19 protein-coding genes are annotated in these 23,012 nt (G+C 70.8%); 5 read left to right on the forward strand and 14 right to left on the reverse strand.

The genetic code is table 11. The features are described from left to right. Positions 1-13 precede the first annotated feature (13 nt). The 5 genes from ODJ79_RS16835 to ODJ79_RS16855 form a co-directional block, all read right to left on the reverse strand. Positions 14-835, reverse strand: coding sequence for a hypothetical protein (locus tag ODJ79_RS16835; RefSeq protein WP_263024400.1), 822 nt, complete (start codon positions 833-835; stop codon positions 14-16). 198 nt (positions 836-1,033) lie between these two features. Next, positions 1,034-1,465 carry a glutaredoxin family protein gene (locus ODJ79_RS16840; RefSeq protein ID WP_263024401.1) on the reverse strand — a complete coding sequence of 144 codons (432 nt, stop codon included), beginning with the start codon at positions 1,463-1,465 and terminating at the stop codon, positions 1,034-1,036. 9 nt (positions 1,466-1,474) lie between these two features. Next, the gene (gene purE / locus ODJ79_RS16845; RefSeq protein ID WP_263024402.1) at positions 1,475-1,972 is read right to left on the reverse strand and encodes a 5-(carboxyamino)imidazole ribonucleotide mutase; all 498 of its coding nucleotides are present in this window, start codon (positions 1,970-1,972) and stop codon (positions 1,475-1,477) included. Next, the gene (locus ODJ79_RS16850; protein ID WP_263024403.1) at positions 1,972-3,114 is read right to left on the reverse strand and encodes a 5-(carboxyamino)imidazole ribonucleotide synthase; all 1,143 of its coding nucleotides are present in this window, start codon (positions 3,112-3,114) and stop codon (positions 1,972-1,974) included. The genes purE and ODJ79_RS16850 overlap by 1 nt, the downstream gene beginning before the upstream one ends. A gap of 28 nt (positions 3,115-3,142) precedes the next feature. Next, positions 3,143-5,140, reverse strand: a complete 1,998-nt coding sequence (locus ODJ79_RS16855) for a thioredoxin domain-containing protein (protein WP_263024404.1) — start codon at positions 5,138-5,140, stop codon at positions 3,143-3,145. Positions 5,141-5,374: 234 nt separating this feature from the next. Between ODJ79_RS16855 and ODJ79_RS16860 the strand changes: the two genes are divergently transcribed. Beyond that, on the forward strand, positions 5,375-6,400 hold the full coding sequence (locus ODJ79_RS16860; protein ID WP_263024405.1) for a glycosyl hydrolase family 18 protein: 1,026 nt from the start codon (positions 5,375-5,377) through the stop codon (positions 6,398-6,400). Between the two features lie 49 nt (positions 6,401-6,449). On the opposite strand, the gene ODJ79_RS16865 is transcribed toward ODJ79_RS16860, so the two are convergent. Genes ODJ79_RS16865 through ODJ79_RS16885 form a run of 5 tightly spaced genes read right to left on the reverse strand, consistent with a single transcriptional unit; the run spans position 6,450 to position 11,946 of the window. Beyond that, complete coding sequence (locus ODJ79_RS16865; protein WP_263024406.1) at positions 6,450-7,454, reverse strand: N-acetylglucosamine kinase; 1,005 nt, start codon at positions 7,452-7,454, stop codon at positions 6,450-6,452. Next, the gene (locus tag ODJ79_RS16870; protein ID WP_263024407.1) at positions 7,447-8,757 is read right to left on the reverse strand and encodes a 6-phospho-beta-glucosidase; all 1,311 of its coding nucleotides are present in this window, start codon (positions 8,755-8,757) and stop codon (positions 7,447-7,449) included. Before ODJ79_RS16870 ends, ODJ79_RS16865 begins: the two co-directional genes overlap by 8 nt. Positions 8,758-8,762: 5 nt before the next feature. Further along, positions 8,763-9,644 (reverse strand): carbohydrate ABC transporter permease, encoded by an 882-nt coding sequence (locus tag ODJ79_RS16875; RefSeq protein WP_263024408.1) that lies wholly within the window; start codon positions 9,642-9,644, stop codon positions 8,763-8,765. Further along, on the reverse strand, positions 9,641-10,606 hold the full coding sequence (locus tag ODJ79_RS16880; protein WP_263024409.1) for a carbohydrate ABC transporter permease: 966 nt from the start codon (positions 10,604-10,606) through the stop codon (positions 9,641-9,643). The genes ODJ79_RS16875 and ODJ79_RS16880 overlap by 4 nt, the downstream gene beginning before the upstream one ends. Beyond that, positions 10,606-11,946, reverse strand: coding sequence for an extracellular solute-binding protein (locus ODJ79_RS16885; protein ID WP_263024410.1), 1,341 nt, complete (start codon positions 11,944-11,946; stop codon positions 10,606-10,608). The genes ODJ79_RS16880 and ODJ79_RS16885 overlap by 1 nt, the downstream gene beginning before the upstream one ends. A gap of 306 nt (positions 11,947-12,252) precedes the next feature. On the opposite strand from ODJ79_RS16885, the gene ODJ79_RS16890 reads away from it, so the two are divergent. Together ODJ79_RS16890 and ODJ79_RS16895 are read left to right on the forward strand one after the other, a co-directional pair. After that, entirely contained in the window at positions 12,253-13,428 is a 1,176-nt protein-coding gene (locus ODJ79_RS16890; RefSeq protein ID WP_263024411.1) for an ROK family transcriptional regulator, read from the forward strand. Between the two features lie 197 nt (positions 13,429-13,625). After that, positions 13,626-16,406 carry an AfsR/SARP family transcriptional regulator gene (locus ODJ79_RS16895; RefSeq protein WP_263024412.1) on the forward strand — a complete coding sequence of 927 codons (2,781 nt, stop codon included), beginning with the start codon at positions 13,626-13,628 and terminating at the stop codon, positions 16,404-16,406. Between the two features lie 388 nt (positions 16,407-16,794). Here ODJ79_RS16895 and ODJ79_RS16900 read toward each other — a convergent pair whose 3' ends face one another. From ODJ79_RS16900 to mca, 4 genes are all read right to left on the reverse strand, one after another. Further along, positions 16,795-17,190: a nuclear transport factor 2 family protein gene (locus tag ODJ79_RS16900; RefSeq protein ID WP_263024413.1), complete on the reverse strand. Its 396-nt coding sequence runs from the start codon at positions 17,188-17,190 to the stop codon at positions 16,795-16,797. A gap of 61 nt (positions 17,191-17,251) precedes the next feature. Next, on the reverse strand, positions 17,252-19,795 hold the full coding sequence (locus ODJ79_RS16905; RefSeq protein WP_263024414.1) for a putative bifunctional diguanylate cyclase/phosphodiesterase: 2,544 nt from the start codon (positions 19,793-19,795) through the stop codon (positions 17,252-17,254). A gap of 250 nt (positions 19,796-20,045) precedes the next feature. Beyond that, complete coding sequence (locus ODJ79_RS16910) at positions 20,046-20,402, reverse strand: hypothetical protein (RefSeq protein ID WP_411267328.1); 357 nt, start codon at positions 20,400-20,402, stop codon at positions 20,046-20,048. A gap of 550 nt (positions 20,403-20,952) precedes the next feature. Further along, entirely contained in the window at positions 20,953-21,834 is an 882-nt protein-coding gene (gene mca, locus ODJ79_RS16915; RefSeq protein WP_263024415.1) for a mycothiol conjugate amidase Mca, read from the reverse strand. A gap of 119 nt (positions 21,835-21,953) precedes the next feature. On the opposite strand from mca, the gene ODJ79_RS16920 reads away from it, so the two are divergent. Then, entirely contained in the window at positions 21,954-22,376 is a 423-nt protein-coding gene (locus ODJ79_RS16920) for a DUF4307 domain-containing protein (RefSeq protein WP_263024416.1), read from the forward strand. A 140-nt stretch (positions 22,377-22,516) separates the two neighbouring features. After that, positions 22,517-23,011, forward strand: coding sequence for a transcription elongation factor GreA (gene greA / locus ODJ79_RS16925; protein WP_263024417.1), 495 nt, complete (start codon positions 22,517-22,519; stop codon positions 23,009-23,011). Position 23,012: the final 1 nt, after the last annotated feature.

Here is a 23,012-nt window from a genome sequence, read left to right on the forward strand (position 1 = left end):
GCCCTTCCCGGCGTCACGAGACCCGCATCCCGGCGGCACCGACCGGGAACGGGCCGGGCCGGCCGGTGAGGGCCTGGTAGTCGGCGTTCAGGGCGGCGACGTCGATGCCCTGCTGAAACTGGGTGGTGCCGACCGCTTCGGGCCAGATGCACACCCAGCCCTCGGTGACCTGCCGCCGCCAGAACACGTCGGTGGTGCCGACCACCTCGGCCCAGGTGACGACTTCGACGTCGGCGCCGGACGGCGCGGAGGTGTACGCCCCGGCGAGGACGGCGTGCCCGCCCCACTCCTGGCTGGGCTGGTAGTCCCAGAGGCCGCTGTCGGTCTGGGCGTGCTGCGCGATCTCGAGGTCGCAGCCGAGCAGCAGGAACCCGAAGATGGCGATGGCGGCGCGCACCTCGTCGAGGTCGGTGACGTCGACTTTCGCCTCGGCCAGGGACCGGACACCGCCGAGGCCGGCGTTGCGGACCGCGGCGAGCATGGTGGCCATCTCGACGCCGTTGTCGCCGGCGCCGGTGTCCGGGTCGAAGTCGGGGTTGCCGGAGGCCCGGTACAGGTCGAACACCTCGGCCTGGGTGGGTGACTCCTCGGCGCCGGCGAGTATGCGGGTGACGAGCTTCCGTGAGTTCGCCACCGCGGCGGGGCCGCAGTCGCCGTACTGGTCGTTCTCGTACAGGCCCCAGTCGGTGACCTGGGTGAGGTGGTCGGCGGCGAGCGGGTGCGGCGGTGGCGCCGCGGCGAGGATGCGGGACAGTTCGAGGACCGGCCGGTTGGGGTCCGAGGGGCGCAGGCCGAGGCGGCGGCCGGGCATTGTCAGCGTCTCGAAGGTGTTCACCGGTTCCCCCTCTACCTTGACTCCAGTCTGCGCGCTCGATTTTGGGCGAGTTGCGGCTTTTAGGAAGTTCGATGCCGGGACGGGAACGGTCGGCTTCGCCGGCCCGCCGGGACAACCCGGTGTGGCGCGAGGAGGGCGAGTTGCAACCAGGGTGGCGGGAAGGCGGGGACCGGTGCTCGCCTCGTACGGGAAAAGGGATCAAGCGAGGGTCAGGGCCCGGACCACCTCGGGTTTGGGGTTGACCATCGCGGTGTCGCCGGCGATCACGGTGGGGACGGTCTCGTTGCCGTCGGCGACCGCGCGGACCGAGGCGGCGCCCGCCGGGTCGGCCCAGATGTCCACCCAATGGAGACGGTCGGCACGGCGGCCCAACGAAGCGCGCAAACGCATGCAGAACGGGCACCCGGGTCGCCAGTAGACGATCGCGCGGCCGTCCTCGGCGCTGCGGGCGCGCGCTTGCGCGTCGGTGATCGACCTCGGGAAGGCGCGCGGCGAGACGAGCAGCGCGACGACGGCGAAGAAGAGGAACCAGCCGGCGGCCGAGCCGACATTTCCCGCGGCCAGCGACGTGGCGCCGACGAACAGGGCCACGGCGAACGCGCCGATCGACAGTCGCCAACGCCGGGCCATGCGCCGACGTTACCCCAGGAGGCGGTCGCGCAGGGCGGCGTCCTTCTCCGCGACCAGCTTTTCGAGGCTCGCCTGGAAGGCCGACATCCTCGCCCGCAAGGCCAGGTCGGAGGCGCCGAGAATGCGCACCGCCAGCAGGCCGGCATTGCGAGCGCCGCCGATGGAAACGGTGGCGACCGGTACGCCGGCCGGCATTTGGACGATCGACAGGAGCGAATCCATGCCGTCGAGGTGCTTGAGCGGGACCGGCACCCCGATCACCGGCAGCGGGGTCAGCGCGGCGACCATGCCCGGCAGGTGGGCCGCGCCGCCGGCGCCCGCGATGATGGCCCGGATGCCGCGGTCGGCCGCCGACTCGGCGTAGTCGACCATTTTGCGCACGGTGCGGTGCGCGGAGACCACGCCGACCTCGAAGGGCACCTCGAACTCGGCCAGCGCGACGGCCGCGGCCTCCATCGTGGACCAGTCGGAGTCGCTGCCCATGATGATGCCGACCACCGGTGCCATTACACGCCTTCCTGCAGCCACTTGGCGGCCCGGACCGCGCGGGCCCGCACCGAGGTCAGATCGTCCCCGAGGACCGTCACGTGGCCGATCTTACGGCCGGGGCGTACCTGCTTGCCGTAGAGATGGACGCGGGCGCCGGGGTCGGTCGCGAACAGGTGGTGCAGCCGCTCGTCGATCGAGATGCCGCCCGGCGCGCCGCCGAGGACGTTGGCCATCACGACGACCGGCGCGGTCAGCGTGGTCGCGCCCATCGGGTAGTCGAGGACGGCGCGCAGGTGCTGCTCGAACTGCGAGGTGCGAGCGCCCTCGATCGTCCAGTGCCCGGAGTTGTGCGGGCGCATGGCCAGCTCGTTGACGACGATGCCGTCCTCGGTCTCGAACAGCTCGACCGCGAGCAGCCCGACCACGCCGAGCGAGTTCGCCAGGTCGATGGCGAGCTGCTGCGCCTGCAGGGCCCGCGACTCGGAAAGGCCGGGCGCGGGCGCGAGCACCTCGACACAGATGCCGTCCCGCTGCACGGTCTCGACCACCGGGTATGCCGCCACCTGCCCGAACGGCGAGCGCGCGACGAGCGCCGCGAGCTCCCGCCGCAGCGGCACCCGCTCCTCGACGAGCAGCGGGGTGCCGGTGGCCACGAGATCCGCGGCCGCCGCGGGCGAGTCGAGCATCCAGACGCCCTTGCCGTCGTACCCGCCGCGGACCGCCTTCGCCACCACCGGCCAGGAGCCCGCCGCGAAGCTCTCGACGTCGGCCGCCGTCTCGACCCGCCGCCAGCGCGGCACCGGGGCGCCCAGCTGCGAGAGCCGCTCCCGCATCTGCCCCTTGTCCTGCGCGAAGACCAGCGCCCGCGACCCCGGGAAGATCTTCACGCCCTCGGCCTCGAGCGCCTCGATGTGCTCGGTCGGCACATGCTCGTGGTCGAAGGTGACCGCGTCGCAGCCCTTCGCGAAGTCACGCAGCGCGGCGAGGTCGGTGTGCGTGCCGAGGCGAACGTCGGCGGCCACGAGGGCGGCGCTGTCGTCGGGCGACACGCTGAGCACGCGCAGTGACTGGCCTAGGGAGATCGCGGCCTGGTGGGTCATCCGGGCCAGCTGGCCGCCGCCCACCATGCCGACCACCGGCAGATCGGTTCGGGTATCCATCGCACCGTCAGCCTATCGACCGCCCAGCTCAACCCTCCTGCGACCCCAGCCGCGCGACCAGCTCCCCCGGATCGGTCACCGGGCGGTCACAGACAAAACCGCGGCAGACGTACGCCGTGGGCAAGCCGTCGATCAGCGGACGATCGGCGAGCAGCGGGACGCCCGGCCGGTCCGGCGCGCCGGAGACGATCACCGCACCGGGCGGGGCGTGGCGGTGGGCCGCGCTCAGCAACTCGGATTGCGCTTCGTGGGTGGCGACCGCGATCTCGTACGGGCCGGAGAGCGTCGCCTCGGCCACCGCGGCCGCATAGCCGGCAAACCGCGGATGGCCCCCGATCAGCGGCGCGACCCGCTGCAACGCCACGTCGGCCGCCTCCCGGTAGCTCGGGTCGCCGGCCAGCGCGGTGTAGCCGACCAGCGCCGCGCAGATCGCCGAGAAGCCGGACGGCGTCGCGTTGTCGGTCGGGTCGGCCGGCCTGGTGACCAGCTGCTCGGCGTCGTCCGCCGTGTCGTAGAAGCCGCCGTCCCCGGTGCCGAAGTGCGCGAGCGCCACGTCGAGCAGCACCTTCGCCAGGTCGAGCCAGCGCCCGTCGGCGGTCAGCTGATGCACGGCGAGGAACGCCTCGGCGACGCAGCCGTAGTCCTCCAGCACGCCGGCCGGCTCGCCGACCACGCCGTCCCGGGAGACCCGCCGCAGCCGCCCGTCGACCAGGTGCCGGGTGGCGAGCACCTCGGCGAGCTCGACCGCGGCGTCGGCGCTCGGCCGGGAGCCGGTCAGCACGCCGTGCTCGGCCAGGGCGGTCACCGCGAGCCCGTTCCAGGACGCGACGACCTTGTCGTCCCGGGCGGGCTGCGGGCGACCGGCCCGAGCGTTCAAGAGCTTTTCGCGTACGCCCGACCAGCGCGCGACCAGCGACGGCTCGGCGGCCTCGATGTCCCGGGCCAGCACCAGCACACTGCTGCCGTGCTCGAACGTCCCGCCCTCGGTGACCCGGAACAGATCGGCCGCCCACGCGCCGTCCTCCGCGCCGAGCACCTCGGTGAGCTGCGCCGGCGTCCACGCGTAGGTGAGCCCCTCGACCCCCGCGGCGTCCGCGTCGAGCGCCGAGGCCAGCCCGCCGGCCGGCGTACCCAGATCACGCAGCAGGAAGGCCGCGGTCTCGTCGGCGACCCGGCGCGCGAACGGGTCGTCGGTGAGGCGCCACAGCTGCGTGTACGCCCGGAGCAGCAGCGCGTTGTCGTAGAGCATCTTCTCGAAGTGCGGCACCGTCCAGCGCGCGTCCACCGAGTAGCGGGCGAACCCGCCGGCGAGCTGGTCGTAGATGCCGCCCCGGCCCATCCGCTCGGCGACCTCCCGCACCGCGTCGAGCGCCTCGGCCGACCCGGTCCGCTGGTGGTGGCGCAGCAGGAAGAGCATGCTCATGTGCGGCGGGAACTTCGGGGCGCCGCCGAAACCCCCGTACGTGCGGTCCCGGTCTTTCACCAGCCCGGCAACCGCGGCCGCGAGCAACTCCGCGGAGATCGGCGCCGTCGGGCCGCCGACCAGCTGGCTGCCGCCGATCGCCCGCACCACGTTCGCGCCCTGCTCGACGACCTCGGCGCGCTTGTCCCGCCAGGCCTCGGCGACGGCCGTGAGAAGCTGGGCGAAACGCGCCCGCGGGAAGTAGGTGCCGCAGAAGAACGGGTCGCCGTCGGGGGTGGCGAAGACGGTCATCGGCCAGCCGCCCTGCCCGGTCATCGCCTGGGTGGCGGACATGTAGACGGCGTCGACGTCGGGCCGCTCCTCCCGATCCACCTTGATCGCGACGAAGTCGTCGTTCATCAGCTTGGCGATCCCGTCGTCCTCGAACGACTCGTGCGCCATGACGTGACACCAGTGGCAGCTGGAATACCCGACCGAGACCAAGACCGGGACGTCTCGCCGCCGCGCCTCCTCGAACGCCTCCGGGCACCAAGGCCACCAGTCCACCGGATTGTCGGCATGCTGGAGCAGATACGGCGAGGTCACGGCACCCAATCGGTTCACATGGACCAGCCTCCCACATCGGGGACAACGCTTCTCCGGCACTTTCGCCCGGGACGCGTGTTCATCGATCGACCTTGACAGTCCCGAGTTTGGAAGGAAGGCTTCCTTCCATCCAACATATCGTGTACCCGTCCACCAGGCGGTGTTCGGCTCCGATCAGGTGGCTCGGCGGTCCGGTCACCGCCAGTGTCGAACTCGTCGATTCGGGGTGAGGTCACTACCACAAGGAGACCCATGTCCAAACGCGTAAGAGCCAAGACCGCGAAATTCGGAAGCCTGGCCCTCGCCGGCGTGGTTGCCGTCGGCGTCGGGCTGGTCGCCCTGCCCGCGGACGCCGCCGTGTCCTCCCCGGTGCTGGCGTATCAGTTCGAAGGCGATGCGACATCACTCATCGCGGCCAGCGCCGGTGCCATCGAGCAGGTGGGCGTCGACGGAGTCAACATCACGTCGGACGGTACCGGCGTCGGCCGCCCGGATGCGGACGCGACGTCGCAACTCGCCGCTGCTCACTCGCTCGGCAAGAAAGCCGAGGTGCTGATCGGCAACTTCTCGGAATCGCTCGGCGACTTCGACGAACCCGCCGCCTACCGGATGCTCTCCTCGACCGCGCACATCAAAGCGATCGTCAATACGATGAAGAGCGCGGTGAACTCGCAGGGCTGGGACGGGGTCGACATCGACCTCGAAGCGTTGCAGGCGCGGGACACGTCCGGACTGCTCACCTTCATCAAGACCCTCAAGGCGGCCCTGCCCGGAAAGACGGTCAGCATCGCGATCACCTGCTACACCACGGAGCAGGAGTTCACGAACGCCGGCTATGACCTGTCCGCGCTGGGCAAGGCCGTCGATCGCCTCGTTCTCATGGCCTATGACCAGCACGGCTTCGGGGACTCCGGACCGGGGCCGGTCGGTGCCCTGTCGTGGCAGACAACCGGCCTCGGCATCGTCCTCAGACACATGGGCGGCGACAACGGCAAGGTGATCCTCGGCGAAGCCGGCTACGGATACCGCTGGTACACCGACTGGCGGAGCGGGCACGTCGACCAGGTCTCCGATGCCCAGGCGCGCTCGCTGGCCGGCTCCCGCGCGGTCTGGGACGGCACGGCGCACGAGTGGCACGCCACCCTGGCGGACGGATCGATCCTGTGGTGGGCCGACGCCAAATCCCTGGCCGACCGACAATCCCTGGTCTCCGACCGCGGTCTGCACGGGCTGGCCGTCTGGGACCTCGGGCTGTCCGACCCGATCACCCGCTCGTAGCGTCTCCGCGTCGGTGGGAAGGCGTGCCCTTCCCACCGACGCGGTTGGCTCACGAGGCCGGGGACGGCCGTCCGGCCAGGTCCGCTCGAGCCCGCTCGACCGCCTCCGCCGAGGCCGCGGCCAGCGCCAGCGCGTCGACGAGCGGCCCGGCCACCGGCGGGACGTCGAGCACCACGACCCGCGAGCGGGGTGCGGACGCGGCGACGTTCTCCCGTACGCGACGGATCAACCGCTCGGGGGCGTTCTGCAGCGCACCTCCGCCCAGCACGACCGGCACCGTGGCGTGGCCGAGGTCGAGGCGGTTCAGCAGGGCGGTGGCCATGGTCGCCACCTCGTCCGCCATCCGGTCCACGATGGAGAGTGCCGCCGCGTCGCCGGCCTCGGCCACGGCGTAGAGCACCGGTGTGAGCGTAATGATCTCCCGCCACGTCAGGTGGCGTTCCTCGACCGCGAGCGCCACTTCCTCGGGCGACGCCCGGCCGAAGTGCGCCGCCACGGCCTCGCGCAGCATGCTGGCCGGCCCTCGGCCGTCGCCGGCGCGGACGGCGGCCCCCAGCGCCGCCATGCCCAGCGATCGCCCGCCGCCCCAGTCGCCGGTGTGCGGACCGAGGGCCAGGAAACGCGCGACGCGGCCGTCCGGATGCACGCCGACCGCGTTGATTCCGGCGCCGCCGACGACACCCACCCCACCGCGGCCGGCCCGGCCCGCCCCGAGCACCGCGAAGGTGTCGTTGCGCACCACGAGGCGCGCCGCCACGCCGAGCGCCGCCAGCTCCTTGTGCATGACCGCCTCGGCCGGCTCGGTGTCGAGGTTGGCGAGGTAGAAGGCGCCGACCTCGATCGGGGCGTCGGAGCTCAACCCGGCGGCGGCGGCCTGCGAGCGCGCCGTGCCGACCAGGGCGTGCAGCCGGGCGGCGGTCTCGGCCATGCCGTCCTGCATCGGGCGAGTGCCGGCGCCGCGTACCCGAGCCCAGACGCGGCCGGAGGTGTCGGCGAGCACGAGGTCGGTCTTGGAGTTGCCGCCGTCGGCGCCGACGACCAAGCGCTCAGCCACGGATCGACGCCGCCTTCGGCTCGGCCTCGGCGGCGGCCGGGAAGAACGCGGGCAGGAACCGCCGGTTGGTCTCCAGGAGGTCGTCCAGTAACGATTCGACGAGATGCCATTCCCGCACAAGTGGGTTGGCCAGCAGCGCGCGGGCCGCCACCGTACGGTCGCCGGTCGTGGCCGCCTGCACGGCAAGGATCTCGTACGCGGTCACGGCCTGCACGAGCCCGAGCATCTCCGGGGCCAGATCCGGAACCGGTAGCGGATGTGCCCCGCCGGTGTCGACGATCGCGCCGACTTCGACCACGGCGTCGCCGGGCAGGCCCGCGACCGTGCCGTCGTTGCGGACGTTGACGTAGTGGTGGGCACCGTCGCCGGTGAGCAGGCTGGTAACCAGGGCCGCCGCAGCCTCGCTGTAGTAGGCGCCGCCCCGGCTCTCGAGCAGCTCGGGTTTGTGGTCCAGCGTCGGGTCGGCATACATCGCCAGCAACTCGGCCTCGATCGCCTGCACGGCGCTCGCGCGGTGCTCGCCCGCCTGCTGGGCCGCGAGCTCCCGGGAGGTTCCCCAGAAATAGTGCAGGTAATAGGAGGGGATCGCGCGCAGCGTGCGCAACAACGACGGGGCGCCCGTGCGGCCGGCGACCTCGTCCAGCAGCGGGCCGTCGAGGATCTCCGGCAGCCGTTCGTCGCCGTCGACGGTCACCGACCGGATCCACGAGAGGTGGTTCAGGCCGGCGTGGCCCAGGCGGACCCGGCCGGGTTCGACACCGAAGGCCTGGGCGAAGCGGCGCTGGAAGCCGATCCCGACGTTGCACAGTCCGAGTGCGCGGTGGCCGGCGTGCTGGAGCGCCCGGGTCACGATACCGACCGGATTGGTGAAGTCGATGATCCAGGCCGCGGGACCGGCGAGGGCGCGCACCCGGTCGGCGATGTCGAGGACCACCGGCACCGTCCGCAGCGCCTTGGCGAATCCACCGGCGCCGGTCGTCTCCTGGCCGACCAGGCCGTACCGGTTGGGTGTGGTCTCGTCGGTCATGCGGGCGGCCTGGCCGCCCACCCGGAGTTGGATCAGGACCGCGGCGGCGTCGCGGACGGCGTCGTCGAGATCGGTGGTGCACACGAGACGTCCCGGAAAGCCGGTGCGATCGAGGATGCGCTGAGCCAAGCCACCGACGACGGCGAGGCGCTCGGCGTCGATGTCGTTCAGTACGAGCTCGTCGATCGCCAGCGTCCCGGCCCGGGCCCGGGCGGCGAAGCCCTCGATGAGTTCGGGGGTGTAGGTGCTGCCGCCGCCGACGACGGTGATCTTCACAGGGTTCATCCTTTGACTCCGGTGGTGGTGATGCCCTCGACGAAGACGCGCTGGGCGAGGAAGAAGATCACCAGTACGGGCGCGAGGAACATGAGTGAGGCGGCCATCTGGAGCTGGTACGCGCCTTGATGGCCGGACTTGGCCAGTTGCGACAGCGCCACCGCCAGGGTCTGCCCGGTGGTGCTGTTGCCGGTGTAGAGCAGCGGGTTGTAGAAGTCGTTCCAGGCGTACAGGAACGCGAAGAGGCCGACCGCGGCGATGGCCGGCTTCGCCACCGGCACGACGACCCGGGTCAGGATGCGGAACTCGTTCGCGCCGTCCACCCGCGCGGCTTCGATCATCTCGGCCGGCAGCGTCATGAAGAACTGGCGCAGCAGGAAGATGCTGAACGCGTCGCCGAAGAACGACGGGACGATCAGCGGCTTGAGGCTGCCGATCCAGTGCAGGTTCGCGTAGAGCACGTACAGCGGCAAGCTGGTGACCTGGGCCGGGATCATCATCGTGGACAGCACGAGCAGGAACACCACCTCGCGGCCGCGCCAGCGCAGCCGACTGAGCGCGTACGCCACCGGCACCGACGAGAGCACCGTCCCGAGCGCCGACAGCACCGCGTACAGGACGGTGTTGTAAAGGTCGTGCAGGAACGGCATCGCGTCGAACACGGCGCGGAAGTTGTTCCATCGCCAGGGGTGCGGCAGGACCGATCCGGTGCCGGCCTGTCGCTGCGTCATGAACGCCGTCAGTACGCTGATGATCAGTGGTGCCGCGAACGCCACGCACAGCGCGATCGCCGGGGCATGCTCGGCGACCAGGTGCAGCGTACGGCGTCCGGTGCGAGGCCGCACCGCGGCCGCCCCGAGCGCCGTGCGGGTGGTGAGCGCGGTCATCGGCCACCTCCGTCGTAGGACACCCAGCGGCGCGAGACCCGGATGAAGACGACGGTCGCGACGAGGATGACGGCGAAGAGCATCCACGCGAGTGCCGAGGCGTATCCGGTCTTGAAGTAGGAGAAACCCTGCTCGTAGATCTCGGTGGAGTAGAAGAGCAGGGACTGGTGCGGGTAGCCGACGACCTGGTTGCTCGAGGTCGCGCCGTTGGAGGTGGCCCCGGAGACGACGAACGCCTCGGTGAAGTACTGGAACGTATAGATCATCCCGGTGATCAGCGAGAAGTAGATCACCGGCGAGATGCCCGGCAGCGTGACGTGCCAGAACCGGCGCCAGCCGCCGGCCCCGTCGATTTCGGCCGCCTCGTAGAGCTGGACCGGCACATCGAGCATGGCGGCACCGACAATGACGATGACGTCGCCGGCCACCCACAGCGCCATCAGCACCAGGCTCGGTTTCGTCCACGCCGGGTCGCCGAGCCAGCTCGGGCCGTTGACGCCGAACCGGGACAGCACGGTGTTGAGCGGCCCGGCGGGGTTGAGTACGACGATGAAGGACAGCGCCACGCCGACGACCGGCACCATCGACGGCAGATAGGCGATCGTGCGGTAGACGCGGGCACCGCGCTTGACCCGATTGATCGCCCAGGCCACGAAGACGGCCCAGAGCGTTCGCAGCGGCACCATGATCAGCACCATCCACAGCGTGTTACGCACCCCGACCCAGAAGTCATCGGCGTGCACGAGCGCCTGCACGTAGTTGGCGAATCCGACGAACTTCGGCGCCAGCAGCGAACCCGCCTGATAGTCGGTCAACGAGTAGTACAGCGCCGCGCCGACCGGATAGCCCAGGAACAGCACCACGCCGACGATGAACGGCGAGCAGAACAGGATGACGGTGGTCCACTTGGTCCGGGATGCCGAGCGCCGCCGCGACGAACGTCTTGTTGCCGCCGCGGTCATCAGTTCTTGGCCGCGGCGTTGAGCTGGTCGACCTTCGCGGCCGTCTCCGCGAGCAGGCCGGTGGGGTCCGGCGTGCCGGAGGACTGGTCGAACGACTGGATGGCCGAACCCCACACCGTGCCGATCTCGGCCCCGGCCGGAGTCAGCGGCGTGTACCCGGAGCCGGGATCCTTGTTGATGGCGACCATCGTCGCCCAGTGCGGGTCACTGGCGTTCTTCCAGGCGGCAAGCGAGGCGAAGGTCGACGGCACGTTGGACATGGCCGTGGCGAGGTCGGTCAGGAACTGCGTGTCGGTCGCCATGTTGGCGATGGCGAACGCGGCCTCCTGCTGGTGAGCGGCCTTCGTCGGCAGATACATCACCGTGCCGGCGGTCTCGCCCGCACCCGGCGAGGCGCCGCTTCCGGCCAGCTTGGGCACCGGGACGATGCCGTAGTCGAGCTTGGGGGCGTTGTCCGCGAGCTCGCCGATGTGCCACTCGCCGTCGACCTCCATCGCCACCTTCCCCGAGGTGAACGGGTTCGACGCGTCGTCGGAGTGCGGCTGGTACTGGGCGATGAACCGCTTGACCTGGTCCTGGCCGTAGAACGCGTTCAGGCGTTGAGCCCAGGTCAGCAGCTTGGCCCAGTTGGGGTCGGAGGCCAGAGTCGACTTGCCGTTGCTGTCGTAGAAGGACGAGCCGGTGAGTGCGCCCTCGTACAGGGTGTTGTTGAGGTTGTAGGCCTCGGCGGGAACGAATCCCCACTGCTTGATGCTGCCGTCGGGGTTCTTGATCGTCAGCTTCTCGGCGTCGGCCCGCAACTCGTCGAGCGTCCTCGGCGGGGCGGTGATGCCCGCCGCCCGGAACATCGCCTTGTTGTAATAGAGGCCGAACGCGTCGGTCAGCAGCGGCAACGCGCACTGCTCACCCTGGTACTGCATGTATTTGTAGTTGCCGGCCGGGAACGTCTTGGCCGTGTCGATGCCGGCCGCAGCCAGGTACGGGTTCAGGTCGGCGACGGTCTTGTTGTGGCAGAACTTGGCGACGCTGTCCGGAGAGCTCGAGATGAACACGTCCGGGGACTCTCCGGCGGCGACGGCCTTGGTGAAGTCGGCGTCGTCCTTGTTCTGCACGAGTTTGACGGTCAGCCACGAGTAGCGCGCGTGCAGCCGGTCGGCGGCTGCCTGGAAGGCCTTGACCTCGTTCGGCAGATGCGTGAACGACCAGACGGTCACGGTGGTCGCGGCGTGGTTGTCGCCGGGCTTGATGGCCACGGACGGGGCCGAGGCGGTCGAGGAACCACCGGTGCTGGTGCAGGCGGCGGTGAGTATGACGGCGGCGGCCAAGGCAACCGGAGTCACCGCAGGACGACGGGGGAACGACATTATGAATCCTTCTCCAATACACCGGCTCGGGACATATCGCAGGCGGGCGTCCGGGCGCCTGTGTCGTACGCCTCGCCGGCGATGGATGGAAGGAAGCCTTCCTTCCAAATTTGACCGTGTCAAGGCCGTGCCGGGCCAGACTCGGGCCGCGGGCAGCACGTATAGCCTTGGAGTCGCCTAGCCTGGGAATCGCCGCCGGCGCTGGACGCGGGCAGGCTCAGCGACTCGAAGGGAAAACAACGGGTGGAGCGGCCGGTGACCATGCGGGGCACGCCTCAAGCGATGCGAGCGATCAACGACGGATCGGCGCTGCGTCTGCTGCTCGAGCACGGCCGGCTGTCCCGGACCGAGCTCGGCGCGCTGACCGGGCTGTCCAAGCCGACCGCCTCGCAGACGCTCACCCGCTTGGAGCGAGCCGGGCTGGTCCTGTCCGTCGGAGTGTCGAACCTCGGAACGCCGGGCCGCGGGGCCGAGCTCTACGAGATCAATCCGTGCGCCGGTTACGCCGTCGGGTTCGACGTCGAAACCGGCGTCATCCGGGCGGCGGCGGCCGACCTGTCCGGCCGGATGATGGCCCAGGTGCGGGTCGCCGCCAAGCCGGGCGAGCGGGACGCGGTCGCGCACGTCACCCGGGCGTACGAAGAGCTGCTCGCCGCGTCCGGGCTCACGCGGGAGCAGGTCGGCTCGGTGGTGGTCGGTGTGCAGGCCGGCTACGACTCGGGAGCGGGGGCGCTCCGGCACGCGAAACACCTGCCCGGCTGGCAGGGTGGCGACATCCGCGACCGGCTCGGCGCGGCCCTGGGCACCCGCGTCGAGATCGAGAACGATGTCAACCTGGTCGCCCTTGCTGAACACGCCGATGGTGCCGCCGTGGGCACCATGACGTCGGTGCTGCTGTGGTCGGGCCGCGGCATCGGTGCCGCCGTCATTATCGACGGCCGCCTGCACCGCGGCGCCACCGGCAGCGCGGGCGAGGTCGGCTACATACCGGTCCCGGATCAGCCGCTGCGCACGCCGTCGGGCCGCCGTGACACCGGCGGCTTCGACCGCTCCTGCAACGCGAGCGCGATCCGCGACCTCGGCCGCTCCTTCGGTCTGCGTGGCACCGACGCCGTCCGGATGGTGCAATCGGCCCTCGCCGGCGGAAGCGCAGCCGAGGAGTTCCTGGACGCGCTGGCCGCACGCTATGCCACCGGCCTCATCGCCATCGTGGCCGTCATCGATCCGGAAGTCGTCATCCTCGCCGGACCCATCCTGCAGGCCGGTGGCGAGCCCTTGCGAGCCCGGGTCGCCCACCAGGTCGCCGAGGCAGGCACCCGGCCGGTGCCGACCAAGCTCGGCCTCATCGTGGACGAGCCGGTGCTGACCGGCTCCTGCCGAGTGGCGCTGTCCGCCCTCCGCGACGCCATCTTCGCCAACCCGGTTGCCGCGGCCATCCCCTCGCCGCCGAGCAGATGAACGGGCCGGGACAGGGCCGAGCCACCCCCGTCGTACATGGCTCGACCCGGCCGCGGAGTCCTGCCTCGCCTTCCGGCGGTCAGTCGATGCTTCCGGCCACAAGCATGGCTGCTTACGGCTAATAAAATGCTGTCGCCTCGGCTCGGCGGACGTGATGGTGGGCCGTGGTGGGGTGCAAGGTTCGAGGACGGGAGACCATGGTGGAGGTCCGCCTGCTGGGTCCGGTGGAGATCTGGGCGGACGGCCGGCCGGTCGAGATCGGTCCACCGCAGCGACGGCACACGCTGGCGGCCCTGGCGGTCGATGCCGGTCGCCCGGTCACGATCGACGCTCTTGCCGCGCGGGTGTGGGACGAGCCGCCACCGGCGGCGGCCCGGGTTCTGCAGGTGCACATCACCCACCTGCGGCGGCTGCTGGCCGAGGCCGTGGGCACGCCACCGACCCGCCTGCTGCGCCGCTCCAGCGGCTACGTCCTCGACATCGCGCCCGAAGGGGTCGACGCCAACCGGTTCGCCGACCACGTCCGGCGTGCCCGCGGCGCCGACCCGTCCACCGCGCTGACGCTGCTGCGCACGGCCCGCGGGTGGTGGCGGGCCGAGCCGCTCGACGGGCTGAAGGGCAGCTGGGTGGACCGCTGCCGGCACGCGTACGGGGCGTTGTATCTCGACGCCACGGTGGCGTGGGGGCTCGCCGAGCTGCAAGCCGGCAACCCGCTCGCGGTGCTCGGGCCACTGGTCGAGCTCGCCGGTGATCACCCGCTGACGGAGCCGCTGGCCGACGTGGTGATCCGCGCCTATGCCGCCGCCGGCCGGCCCGCCGAGGCGCTGGCGTATTACGCCGAGTTCCGCCGCCGGCTCGCGGACGAGCTGGGCGCCGATCCCAGCGCCGCCCTGCAGGCACTGCACCAGGCCATGCTGCGCGGGGAACCGGTCGCGCCGCGGGAGACCGCCGAGGTGGCGGCCGGAGTGCCGGTCACCGTTGTGGTGCCGGCCCAACTCCCGGCGGATGTTCCCGGTTTCGCCGGCCGTGCCGCGGCCCTGCGCACCCTGGACAACCTGCTCGCGGAGACGGCGATGGCCGTCGCGGTGGTGTCCGGCACCGCCGGGGTGGGCAAGACCGCCCTTGCCGTGCACTGGTCCCACACGGTGCGGTCCCGCTTCCCGGATGGCCAGATCTTCGTGAGCCTGCGCGGCTTCGACCCGACCGGACAGGTCGTCTCACCGCAAGAGGCGCTCCGCAGCCTGCTCGATGCGCTGGGCGTCGCGCCCGAACGGGTGCCGGCCGGCCTCGACGCGCAGGCCGCCCTGTACCGCAGCGTGGTGGCCGGCCGGCGGATCCTCCTGGTGCTGGACAACGCCCGCGACGCCGAGCAGGTCCGGCCGTTGCTGCCGGGCACCGCCACCGTTGTCGTCGTGATCACCAGCCGAGCTCAGCTCACCGGTCTGCTGACCGACGGCGCGTCCACCGTGCCGCTCGGCCTGCTGTCCTGGGTGGAGGCCGAGGAGCTGTTGACCAACCGGCTCGGTCCGGGGGTCGTCGCCCAGCGCCGCGCGCTCGATCAGGTCATCGCGGCCTGCGCCCGGCTGCCGCTGGCGTTGAGCATCGCCGTGGCCCGGAGCCGGCAGACGAACTTTCCGCTGACCGCGCTCGCCGCCGAGCTCAGCCGGGCCAGTGACCGGCTGAACGCGCTGGAGGTCGGCGACCCGGCCGGTGACCTGCGGGCGGTGCTCTCCTGGTCGTACGCCGCCCTGAGCGAGCCCGCCGCTCGACTGTTTCGGCTGCTCGGGCTCGCCGTCGGACCCAACTTCGACGTCCCCGCGTTGACCAGCCTGGCCGGGTTGCCGGAACAGGAACTGCGCACACCGCTGCGCGAGCTGACTCGTGCGAGCCTGGTGACCGAGTACGACCTCGGCCGGTACAGCCAGCACGACCTGCTGCGCGAGTACGCCGCCGAACTCGCCCGCCGCGATGACGCGCAGGACATCCGCCGGTCGGCCACCATCCGCCTGCTCGATCACTACACGCACACCGCGTACGCGGCGGATCGCCTGCTCAATCCGGCCCGCGAAGCTATCGTGCTGCCCCTCGGTGAACCGGCCGCCGGCGTGTGTCCGGAGCGGCTCAAGGATCACAGCGCCGCGATGACCTGGTACGGCGAGCACCGTCCCGTCCTGGTGGCCGCGCTGCGCGAGGCCGCCGCGGTGGGGCTCGACCGGCTCGCCTGGCAGCTCGCCTGGTCGCTGGACACCTATGCCGCCCGGAAGGGCAATCTGCACGATCAGGCCATGGCCTGGCAGACCGCCATCGAGTGCGCGGACCACCTCGGCGAGCTGCCGGCGCGGGCCTACGGCCACAGTGGCCTGGCTCGGGCCGACACCCGGCTGGGCCGCTACACCGAGGCCGATGACAACCTGAATCGCGCGCTGGAGCTCTTCACGACGATGGGCGACCGCATCGGGCAGGCACGCACCGAGAAGCACCTCGCGTACCTGTGGGGCCAGCGGAAGCAGCCCGCGACCGCCCTCGCGCACGCCCGGCAGGCTTTGGCGCTCTTCACCGGCACCGACGACCGGATCGGGCAGGCCGAGTGTCTCAATTCGGTCGGGTGGTACCACGCGTTGCTCGGCGAATTCGAGCACACGTTGTCGTACTGCCGGCAGGCGCTGGAGATTTTCGAGGCGGACGCCGACCTGTTCGGCGCCACCGCCGCCTGGGACAGCCTGGGATACGCCCACCACCACCTCGGCCGCCACGCCGAGGCCATCGACTGCTATCAGCACGGCCTCACGTTGGCCCGGACCATGGACCACGACCTGTTCGTCGCCGATCTGCTGGCGCACCTCGGCGACTCGTACTGCGCAGCCGGGCAGCCGGCCGAGGCGCGCATCGCGTGGACGGAGGCGGAACAATTGCTGACCGCGCTAGACCACCCGAGCGTCGCCGGCGTCCAGGAGTCGCTGCGCCGGCTCGACGACTGAGCCGATCCACGATTCCAGCCACAAATGCGGAGCGCAGCCTGTTGCGGTGCCGTTAGGGTGCTCGAATGTCCGGGACGACGGATTGGGTAAAGCCAAAGGTCATCCGGACCGGCCGCTGCGAGGGGTCACGGTGGCGGCGGCGGTGGCCGTCGAGACCGGTGACCCGCATCCGCTGGAACGGCTCGCACTCGAGGGCGACTTCCCGCTCCACACGATCGCAGCCATGGCCGCCTCGTCCGACTACCGGCTGCGGGCGGAGGTCCCCTGGATGAGTGCCTGTCCATCGAGATCCTGGCGCATGACGAGGTACCCGCCATCCTCGGTGTGATCGAGTAAAGCGTGAGCGGCTCGGCTCTCCATGGTGCGCTCTCGTCCGCCAACGCGGCGATCAGGCGAACTCGACCGCGTCGAAGTCCCAGTAGGCGCGCAGCGCGACGAGCTTTCCCGAGCCGTCGCCCCGGTAGGTGAACACGCCCCGGACGACGGCCGCCGCCCCACCCGGGAGGTCCATGTGGATCGCCCCGACGTCGGCGATCTCCTCGCCGCAGAGGTACGACCGCTCGATCTCGAATCGCAGCCGGTCGACCCGCCCGATGACGGCGTCGTAGAACGCGGCGATCGCGTCGGCGCCGCGATGCCCCTTGCCTGCCGGGTCGAGCGGGGAGGGGCCGACCGGGTCCTCGACCACCGCGTCGGCCGCGAACAGCCCGAGCCAGGTCTCGCGGTCCTTGGCCCCGGCCGCGGCCTGGGAGCGCCGGGCCAGATCGCGAACGGTCACCGTCACGCCCTCAAATCTAGAACGCGTTCTAGTTCAAGACAACACCCTGCCGCGCACCCCGGCTCTGTCAGGAGGCGTCGTCGGCGCGCAGGGGGCGGACGTTGTGCGGGGCGGCCTCGCTCAGCTGCGCGAGGGCCTGCACGATCCGGTCGGCCGGCATCGGCTGGCAGAAGTGGTAGCCCTGGGCGTTCGGGCAGCCCAGCTCGATCAGTGCCGCCCGCTGCTCGGTCGTCTCGACGCCCTCGGCCACGACCCGGACACCCAGCCGTGCGCCCAGTTCGACGGCGCTGCGGACGACCGCCTCGGCGGCCGACGAGTCGATCATGTCGTCCACGAAGGAGCGGTCGATCTTGATCTCGTCGAACGGTGCCCGGGTGACGATCGCCAGCGATGAGTAGCCGGTGCCGAAGTCGTCGAGCGACAGCTGGACGCCGGAGTCGCGCAGCTTGGCCAGCACGTCGTCGACGATCGGCTCCTCGCTGACCGCCACCGACTCGGTGATCTCCAGGACCAGGCTGGCGGCCGGGGTGCGGTGCAGCCGCAGCGCCTCGGCCACCTGAGCCGGGAACGCCGGGTCGAGCAGACTGCGCGCCGACACGTTCACCGAGACCGGCACCTCGACGCCCACCCGATGCCACCCGGCCGCGGACTGCAGCGCCAGGTCGAGCACCCGCCGGGTGAACGGGGTCAGCAGCTCGGTGTGCTCCACCGTACGGATGAAGTCGTTGGGGGACAGCTGCCCGCGCCGGGGGTGACGCCAGCGGACCAGCGCCTCGACCCCGGTCGGCGCCGCGGTGATCAGATCGACCGCGGGCTGGAGGTGCAGCACGATCTGGTCCTCGGCGGCCAGCGCGTCCTGCAGCTCGGCCAGCAGCGCCAACTCGTCGGTGGTCACCGCGTCCTGACTCGCGTCGTACGTGGCGACCGCCAGCTCCTGCGCCTTCGCCTGATCGAGTGCGAGCCCGGCCCGGCGGACCAGCTCGGCCAGCTCGACGCGACCGGCTCGGGCCACCACGACGCCGACCGCGATCTCCACCGCGAGGCGTACGCGTGCCACCTCCATCGGCAGCGCGAGATTTTCGACCAGCTCGCGGGCCCGGCGCACCGCCATCGGCAGCGGGCTGTGCGTCTCGTGCGGCGAGGTCGCCGAGTCGGCCAGCGCGGTGACCACCGGGATGAGCACCGCGAATTCGTCGTCGCCGACCCGGGCGATCAGATCGTTCTCGCGGGACAGGTCGGTGAGGCGCTCGGCGGTCAGCTTGAGCACCTCGTCGCCACAGCGGTGGCCGAGCGTGCCGTTGACCTCGCGGAAGCCCTTGATGTCGAGCAGCAGCAGCGCGACGTGCCGGTCCGGCTGAACCACCGCGCGCACCAGGCGGTCGCCGTCGGCGAGCAGGCCGCCCCGGTTGCGCAGGCCGGTGAGCCGGTCGTGCCCGTTGTCGTGGTCGACGCGTTCGCGCAACTCGGCGACCTGCTCGCGAGCCGAGGCATCATGCAGCGCCGCCGCGAGGGCGTCACCGTACGCGGAGATCGCGGCCTCGTCGCGGGGCGCGGGCAGGCTCGGATCGGCCAGCCAGACGGTCAGCTCGCCGACCACCTCGCCGGCGACCGCCATCGACCGGGTGATCGCCGGGCCGGGCAGACCGGTGAGCGCGCTGTCCTGGCCGGGGCCGTCCTCGGCGTACCGCCGCTCGCCGGCGCCGCTCACCTCGATCTCGACCCGCCGGGCACCGAAGACGTCGAGCGCGCCGCGCAGACCGGCGGCGGCCACCTCGGACACGGTGCCGCCGGGCATCGCGGCGATGGCGGCGGCGAACGCCTCCCACATCCGCCGCTCCTGTTCGGCGCGCAGGTGGAAGCGGTAGGTGCGCTGGAGCAGCCACAGCGCGGGGAGGAAGGCGAACAGCCAGGCCGGCCCGCGCAGCAGCGCGAAGACGGCGCCGAGGCCGACCAGGACGTTGCCGACGAACATCGGGATCTTGGCGTACGGGATCCGGGCGAAGATCTGCGCGGTGGCCGCGTCGTGGTGCACGGTCAGCGTGAGCGCCGCCAGCCCGAACGTGATCAGCAGATAGGTGAGCGCGCCGGCCACCAGGGCGGCCTGGGTCTGCACGCTCAGTATCGGCGCGTCGCCGCTGATCAGCCGGGCGACCGCGACCGCGCCGGCCGCGCCGAGCGACAGGCTGGCGGCCAGGTGCGCCACCTCGGCGACGTTGCGGCGCTCGTCCAGCCAGGACAGCACCGCCCAGGCGGCGGTCGCGCCGGCCAGCGTGGCCAGCGGCAACCAGCCGGGCGGGGCCATGATGTACCCGATGACGAGCGCGGCCTCGCCCCACGAGATGGAGACGACGCCGCGACCGAGCCGGAACCGCAGCCGCGCGAGTTGCCCGGCCGCCACCAGCAGCGCCGCCAGGCCCACCCCGGCCGCTACCGAGAGTGGACTGCCCACAGGGCGATCGGCGTGCAGGAGCAGCCCGCCGGCGGCCACCAGTACGGCCAGCGAGACCACGACGGCGGTCAGCACGCGAACGCCGCGGGACCGTCCGGCGAGGCCGGTCGCGCCGGTCCACGATCGACGGACGCCCGTCCCGGCGACGGGTGGGGCCGTCATGAAAGTTGCCTGTTCAGAAGAGGCACACGCGAATGCACGTGCATCTGCAGGCGCGAAAGCCGGGGGCGGGGAATGGTCATTTTCGGCGCCCCCTTCCGCGCAGGGTCGGGGGTCGTTGACAACCCCCGGCGGAAGGCTAAATCAATCCTGATGAACACAACAAGGGTTGACGTACGACCCGTGTTCGGTTTTTGTCTGACCAATACGCAGAGTATTGGGCGTTTCAGCGAGCGAACCGCCGTTCACGTGGTCAAACGCGGCCCTGATCACCATCTGCAACGACTTTGTCACTGTCCGTAGTATCGCCCTTGACCTCGGATTCCGCGGCGACCTGATCTCCTGACGATCGATTCTGATCGCTACCGGGGCGTACGGGTTCGGCGCCGGAACGCTCGAGGTCGGCATTGAGCCGAGCGATCTCGGCCTCACGCTGTGTCTGCTCTTCGTCAGGGAAACTGTCGGGAAGCCGACGCAAGCGCTTGTTCATATTGCGGATCAGCAAAACAGTCGCTATGGACATCAGCACAATCACGAACAAACCCATCGGCCCGGCAAGCCCACCAGACCGCGTGTCCCCAAAGTTGTTAACCGCGACTACGACGTCCACCCCCCGAGCCTACGCCCCCAGGCCACGCCCCCGACCGCCACGTCATCCCCGCGCCCCCGCTCCCCGCGATCTGCAGGCCCCCCGCACCAGTCACCCGCACCCAGGCGCATCTCATCACTCGAGCGCCCCCCACCAGCCGAGCGCCCCCACCAGCCGAGCGCCCCCCACCAGCCGAGCGCCCCGCACCAGTCGAGCGCCTGCACCAGTCGGGCGCGTCTCGTCAGTCAGGCGCCCCGCATCAGTCGCGATCTGCAGGGTGCCCCGTATCACTAAACGACCCGCGATCGCCCCGCTGATGAGGAGGCAGTCGATTTTCCGTCGTCGCGGGGTGTGCGACGCCGGAAAATCGGCTGCCTCCTCATCAGCCCCCGAAGGGGCGATCGCCCGCGGAGCGAAGCGGAGCCAGCCAGCTCAGCCGCACGGGACAGTCCCCCACGGGACTCACCCGGTCGACCGCAACCATCAGCCCAGCCCACGGGACAGTCCCCCCACGCGACTCACCCGGTCGTCGACCGCAACCACCAGCCAGCCCCAAGCGAAGCCACCAAGCTCAGCGGACGTCGGCACCCTCGTGGACCCCCGCGAACAGGTCCGACTCCGGGATCGGGCTGTCGACCAGCGACCGGGCCAGCTCGAAGTCCTCCGTCGGCCACACCTTCTGCTGGAGGTCGAGCGGAATGCGGAACCAGAACCCGTCCGGGTCGACCTGGGTGGCGTGTGCCCGCAGCGCGTCGTCGCGGACGTGGAAGTACTCCCCGCACTCGACCCTCGTCGTGATCTTGTCGCCCCGGTCGTCGCGGTCGGACCACTTCTCCAACCATTCCGTGTACGGCGACTCGAGGCCCGCCGACAGCATGCCCTCGTGCAGCGCGAGCATCCGCGCCCTGGTCCAGCCGGAGTTGTAGTACAGCTTCAGCGGCTGCCACGGCTCGCCCAGCTCGGGGTACTTCTCCGGGTCGCCGGCCGCGTCGAAGGCCGCCACCGACACCTTGTGACACATGATGTGGTCGGGGTGCGGATAGCCGCCGTTCTCGTCGTACGTCGTCATGACCTGCGGCCGGAACTCGCGGATCAGCCTGATCAGCGGTTTCGCCGCCTCCTGCGGGTCTTGCAGACCGAAGCACCCCTCGGGCAGCGGTGGCAGCGGGTCGCCCTCGGGCAGCCCCGAGTCGACGAAGCCCAGCCAAGCCTGGTCGACCCCGAGGATCTCGCGCGCCTTGGTCATCTCGGCGCGGCGGATGTTGGCGATGTCGGCCAGCACCTCGGGGCGGTCCATCTTCGGGTTGAGCACGCTGCCGCGCTCGCCGCCCGTACACGTCGCGACCAGCACCTTCGCACCCTCGGCGACGTATTTCGCCATGGTCGCGGCGCCCTTGCTCGACTCGTCGTCGGGGTGGGCGTGCACCGCCAGGAGGCGCAGCTGCTCGGTCACCGAAGGACTCCTCTGGTTCAACCGCTCTTCTGATTCAGGGGCGGATGGGGTCAGGTGCGAAGATGGACTCTGCCATTCTTGCGGATACCACCGACAAGAACCGCACGAGAGGTCGTCAGGTGAGCGAGACGCACACCACAAACCCGGTGTTCCCGCCGGGCCGTTACGGGCACCGGCGCGAGGGCCGGCGCCGGCCGGTGGTGCCGATCATCATCCTGTCGATCGTGCTCGCGGCGTCGGTCCTGGTGTCGGTGAAGCTGTACCAGCGGTACGGCCAGACCGACTATCAGGCGCAGATCGTCGGCTGGCAGCAGTCGACCGACACGACCATGACGATCAAGTTCACCGTCCAGGTGCCGGCCGGGCAGCCGGCCGAGTGCGTGCTGCGGGCTCGCGACTACGGCGGAAACGAGGTCGGCCGGCGTACGGTCGTGGTGAAACCGGCCGACGCGCGCGCCACCTCGATCGAGGCCGCGGAGCCGGTAACCACCTCGAAGCGTGGTTCCGTGGGTGACGTGCTGGGTTGTCAACCAGCCAGTTGACCTCCTCCGGCCGAGGTTTGAACAGTGCAAGATCGAGCAATCTAGACGCCGCGCATACCGCTGGTAAGCTTGGTGATTCGCTCCGTTCAGCAGGCAACGGTGATGCTGAGCTTTTCCCCGTCCCAGCAAGGAGATCGACCGTGTCCAGTTCAGAGGCGCCCAAGACTTGGCTTTCTCAGGACGCTTACGACCGGCTGCAGGCCGAGCTCGACGAGCTGATCGCCGCGCGGCCCGCGGTCGCCGCGGAGATCAACGCTCGGCGCGAGGAAGGCGACTTGCGGGAGAACGGCGGATACCACGCCGCGCGGGAGGAGCAGGGCAAGCAGGAAGGCCGCATTCAGTACCTCAAGGAGTTCCTGCGGAACGCCGAGGTCGGCGAGGCCGCCACGGCCGATTCGGTGCAACCGGGTTCGGTCGTGACGATCTACTTCGACGACGACAAGACCGACACCGAGACGTTCCTGCTCGGGTCCCGCGAGATCGCGTCGACCACCGACCTCACCGTGTACAGCCCGGAGTCGGCGCTCGGCAAGGCGATCCTCGGCGTCGGCACCGGTCAGACCGTTACCTACACGGCGCCCAGCGGCGCCGACATCAAGGTCACCGTCGTCGAGTTCGGGCCGTTCGAGGGGTAGG

This window comes from Actinoplanes sp. KI2 (assembly GCF_025630775.1).
In the GTDB taxonomy this organism is placed as follows: Bacteria; Actinomycetota; Actinomycetes; order Mycobacteriales; family Micromonosporaceae; genus Actinoplanes.

What these genes read in the sequence shown, in the direction of transcription:
- ODJ79_RS16880 (WP_263024409.1), bottom strand. Translation starts at nt 10,606, where the DNA reads ATGACCGCGGCGGCAACAAGACGTTCGTCGCGGCGGCGCTCGGCATCC.
- ODJ79_RS16850 (WP_263024403.1), bottom strand. Translation starts at nt 3,114, where the DNA reads ATGGATACCCGAACCGATCTGCCGGTGGTCGGCATGGTGGGCGGCGGC.
- ODJ79_RS16890 (WP_263024411.1), top strand. Translation starts at nt 12,253, where the DNA reads ATGCGAGCGATCAACGACGGATCGGCGCTGCGTCTGCTGCTCGAGCAC.
- ODJ79_RS16875 (WP_263024408.1), bottom strand. Translation starts at nt 9,644, where the DNA reads ATGACCGCGCTCACCACCCGCACGGCGCTCGGGGCGGCCGCGGTGCGG.
- ODJ79_RS16860 (WP_263024405.1), top strand. Translation starts at nt 5,375, where the DNA reads ATGTCCAAACGCGTAAGAGCCAAGACCGCGAAATTCGGAAGCCTGGCC.
- ODJ79_RS16905 (WP_263024414.1), bottom strand. Translation starts at nt 19,795, where the DNA reads ATGACGGCCCCACCCGTCGCCGGGACGGGCGTCCGTCGATCGTGGACC.
- purE (WP_263024402.1), bottom strand. Translation starts at nt 1,972, where the DNA reads ATGGCACCGGTGGTCGGCATCATCATGGGCAGCGACTCCGACTGGTCC.
- ODJ79_RS16840 (WP_263024401.1), bottom strand. Translation starts at nt 1,465, where the DNA reads ATGGCCCGGCGTTGGCGACTGTCGATCGGCGCGTTCGCCGTGGCCCTG.
- ODJ79_RS16895 (WP_263024412.1), top strand. Translation starts at nt 13,626, where the DNA reads ATGGTGGAGGTCCGCCTGCTGGGTCCGGTGGAGATCTGGGCGGACGGC.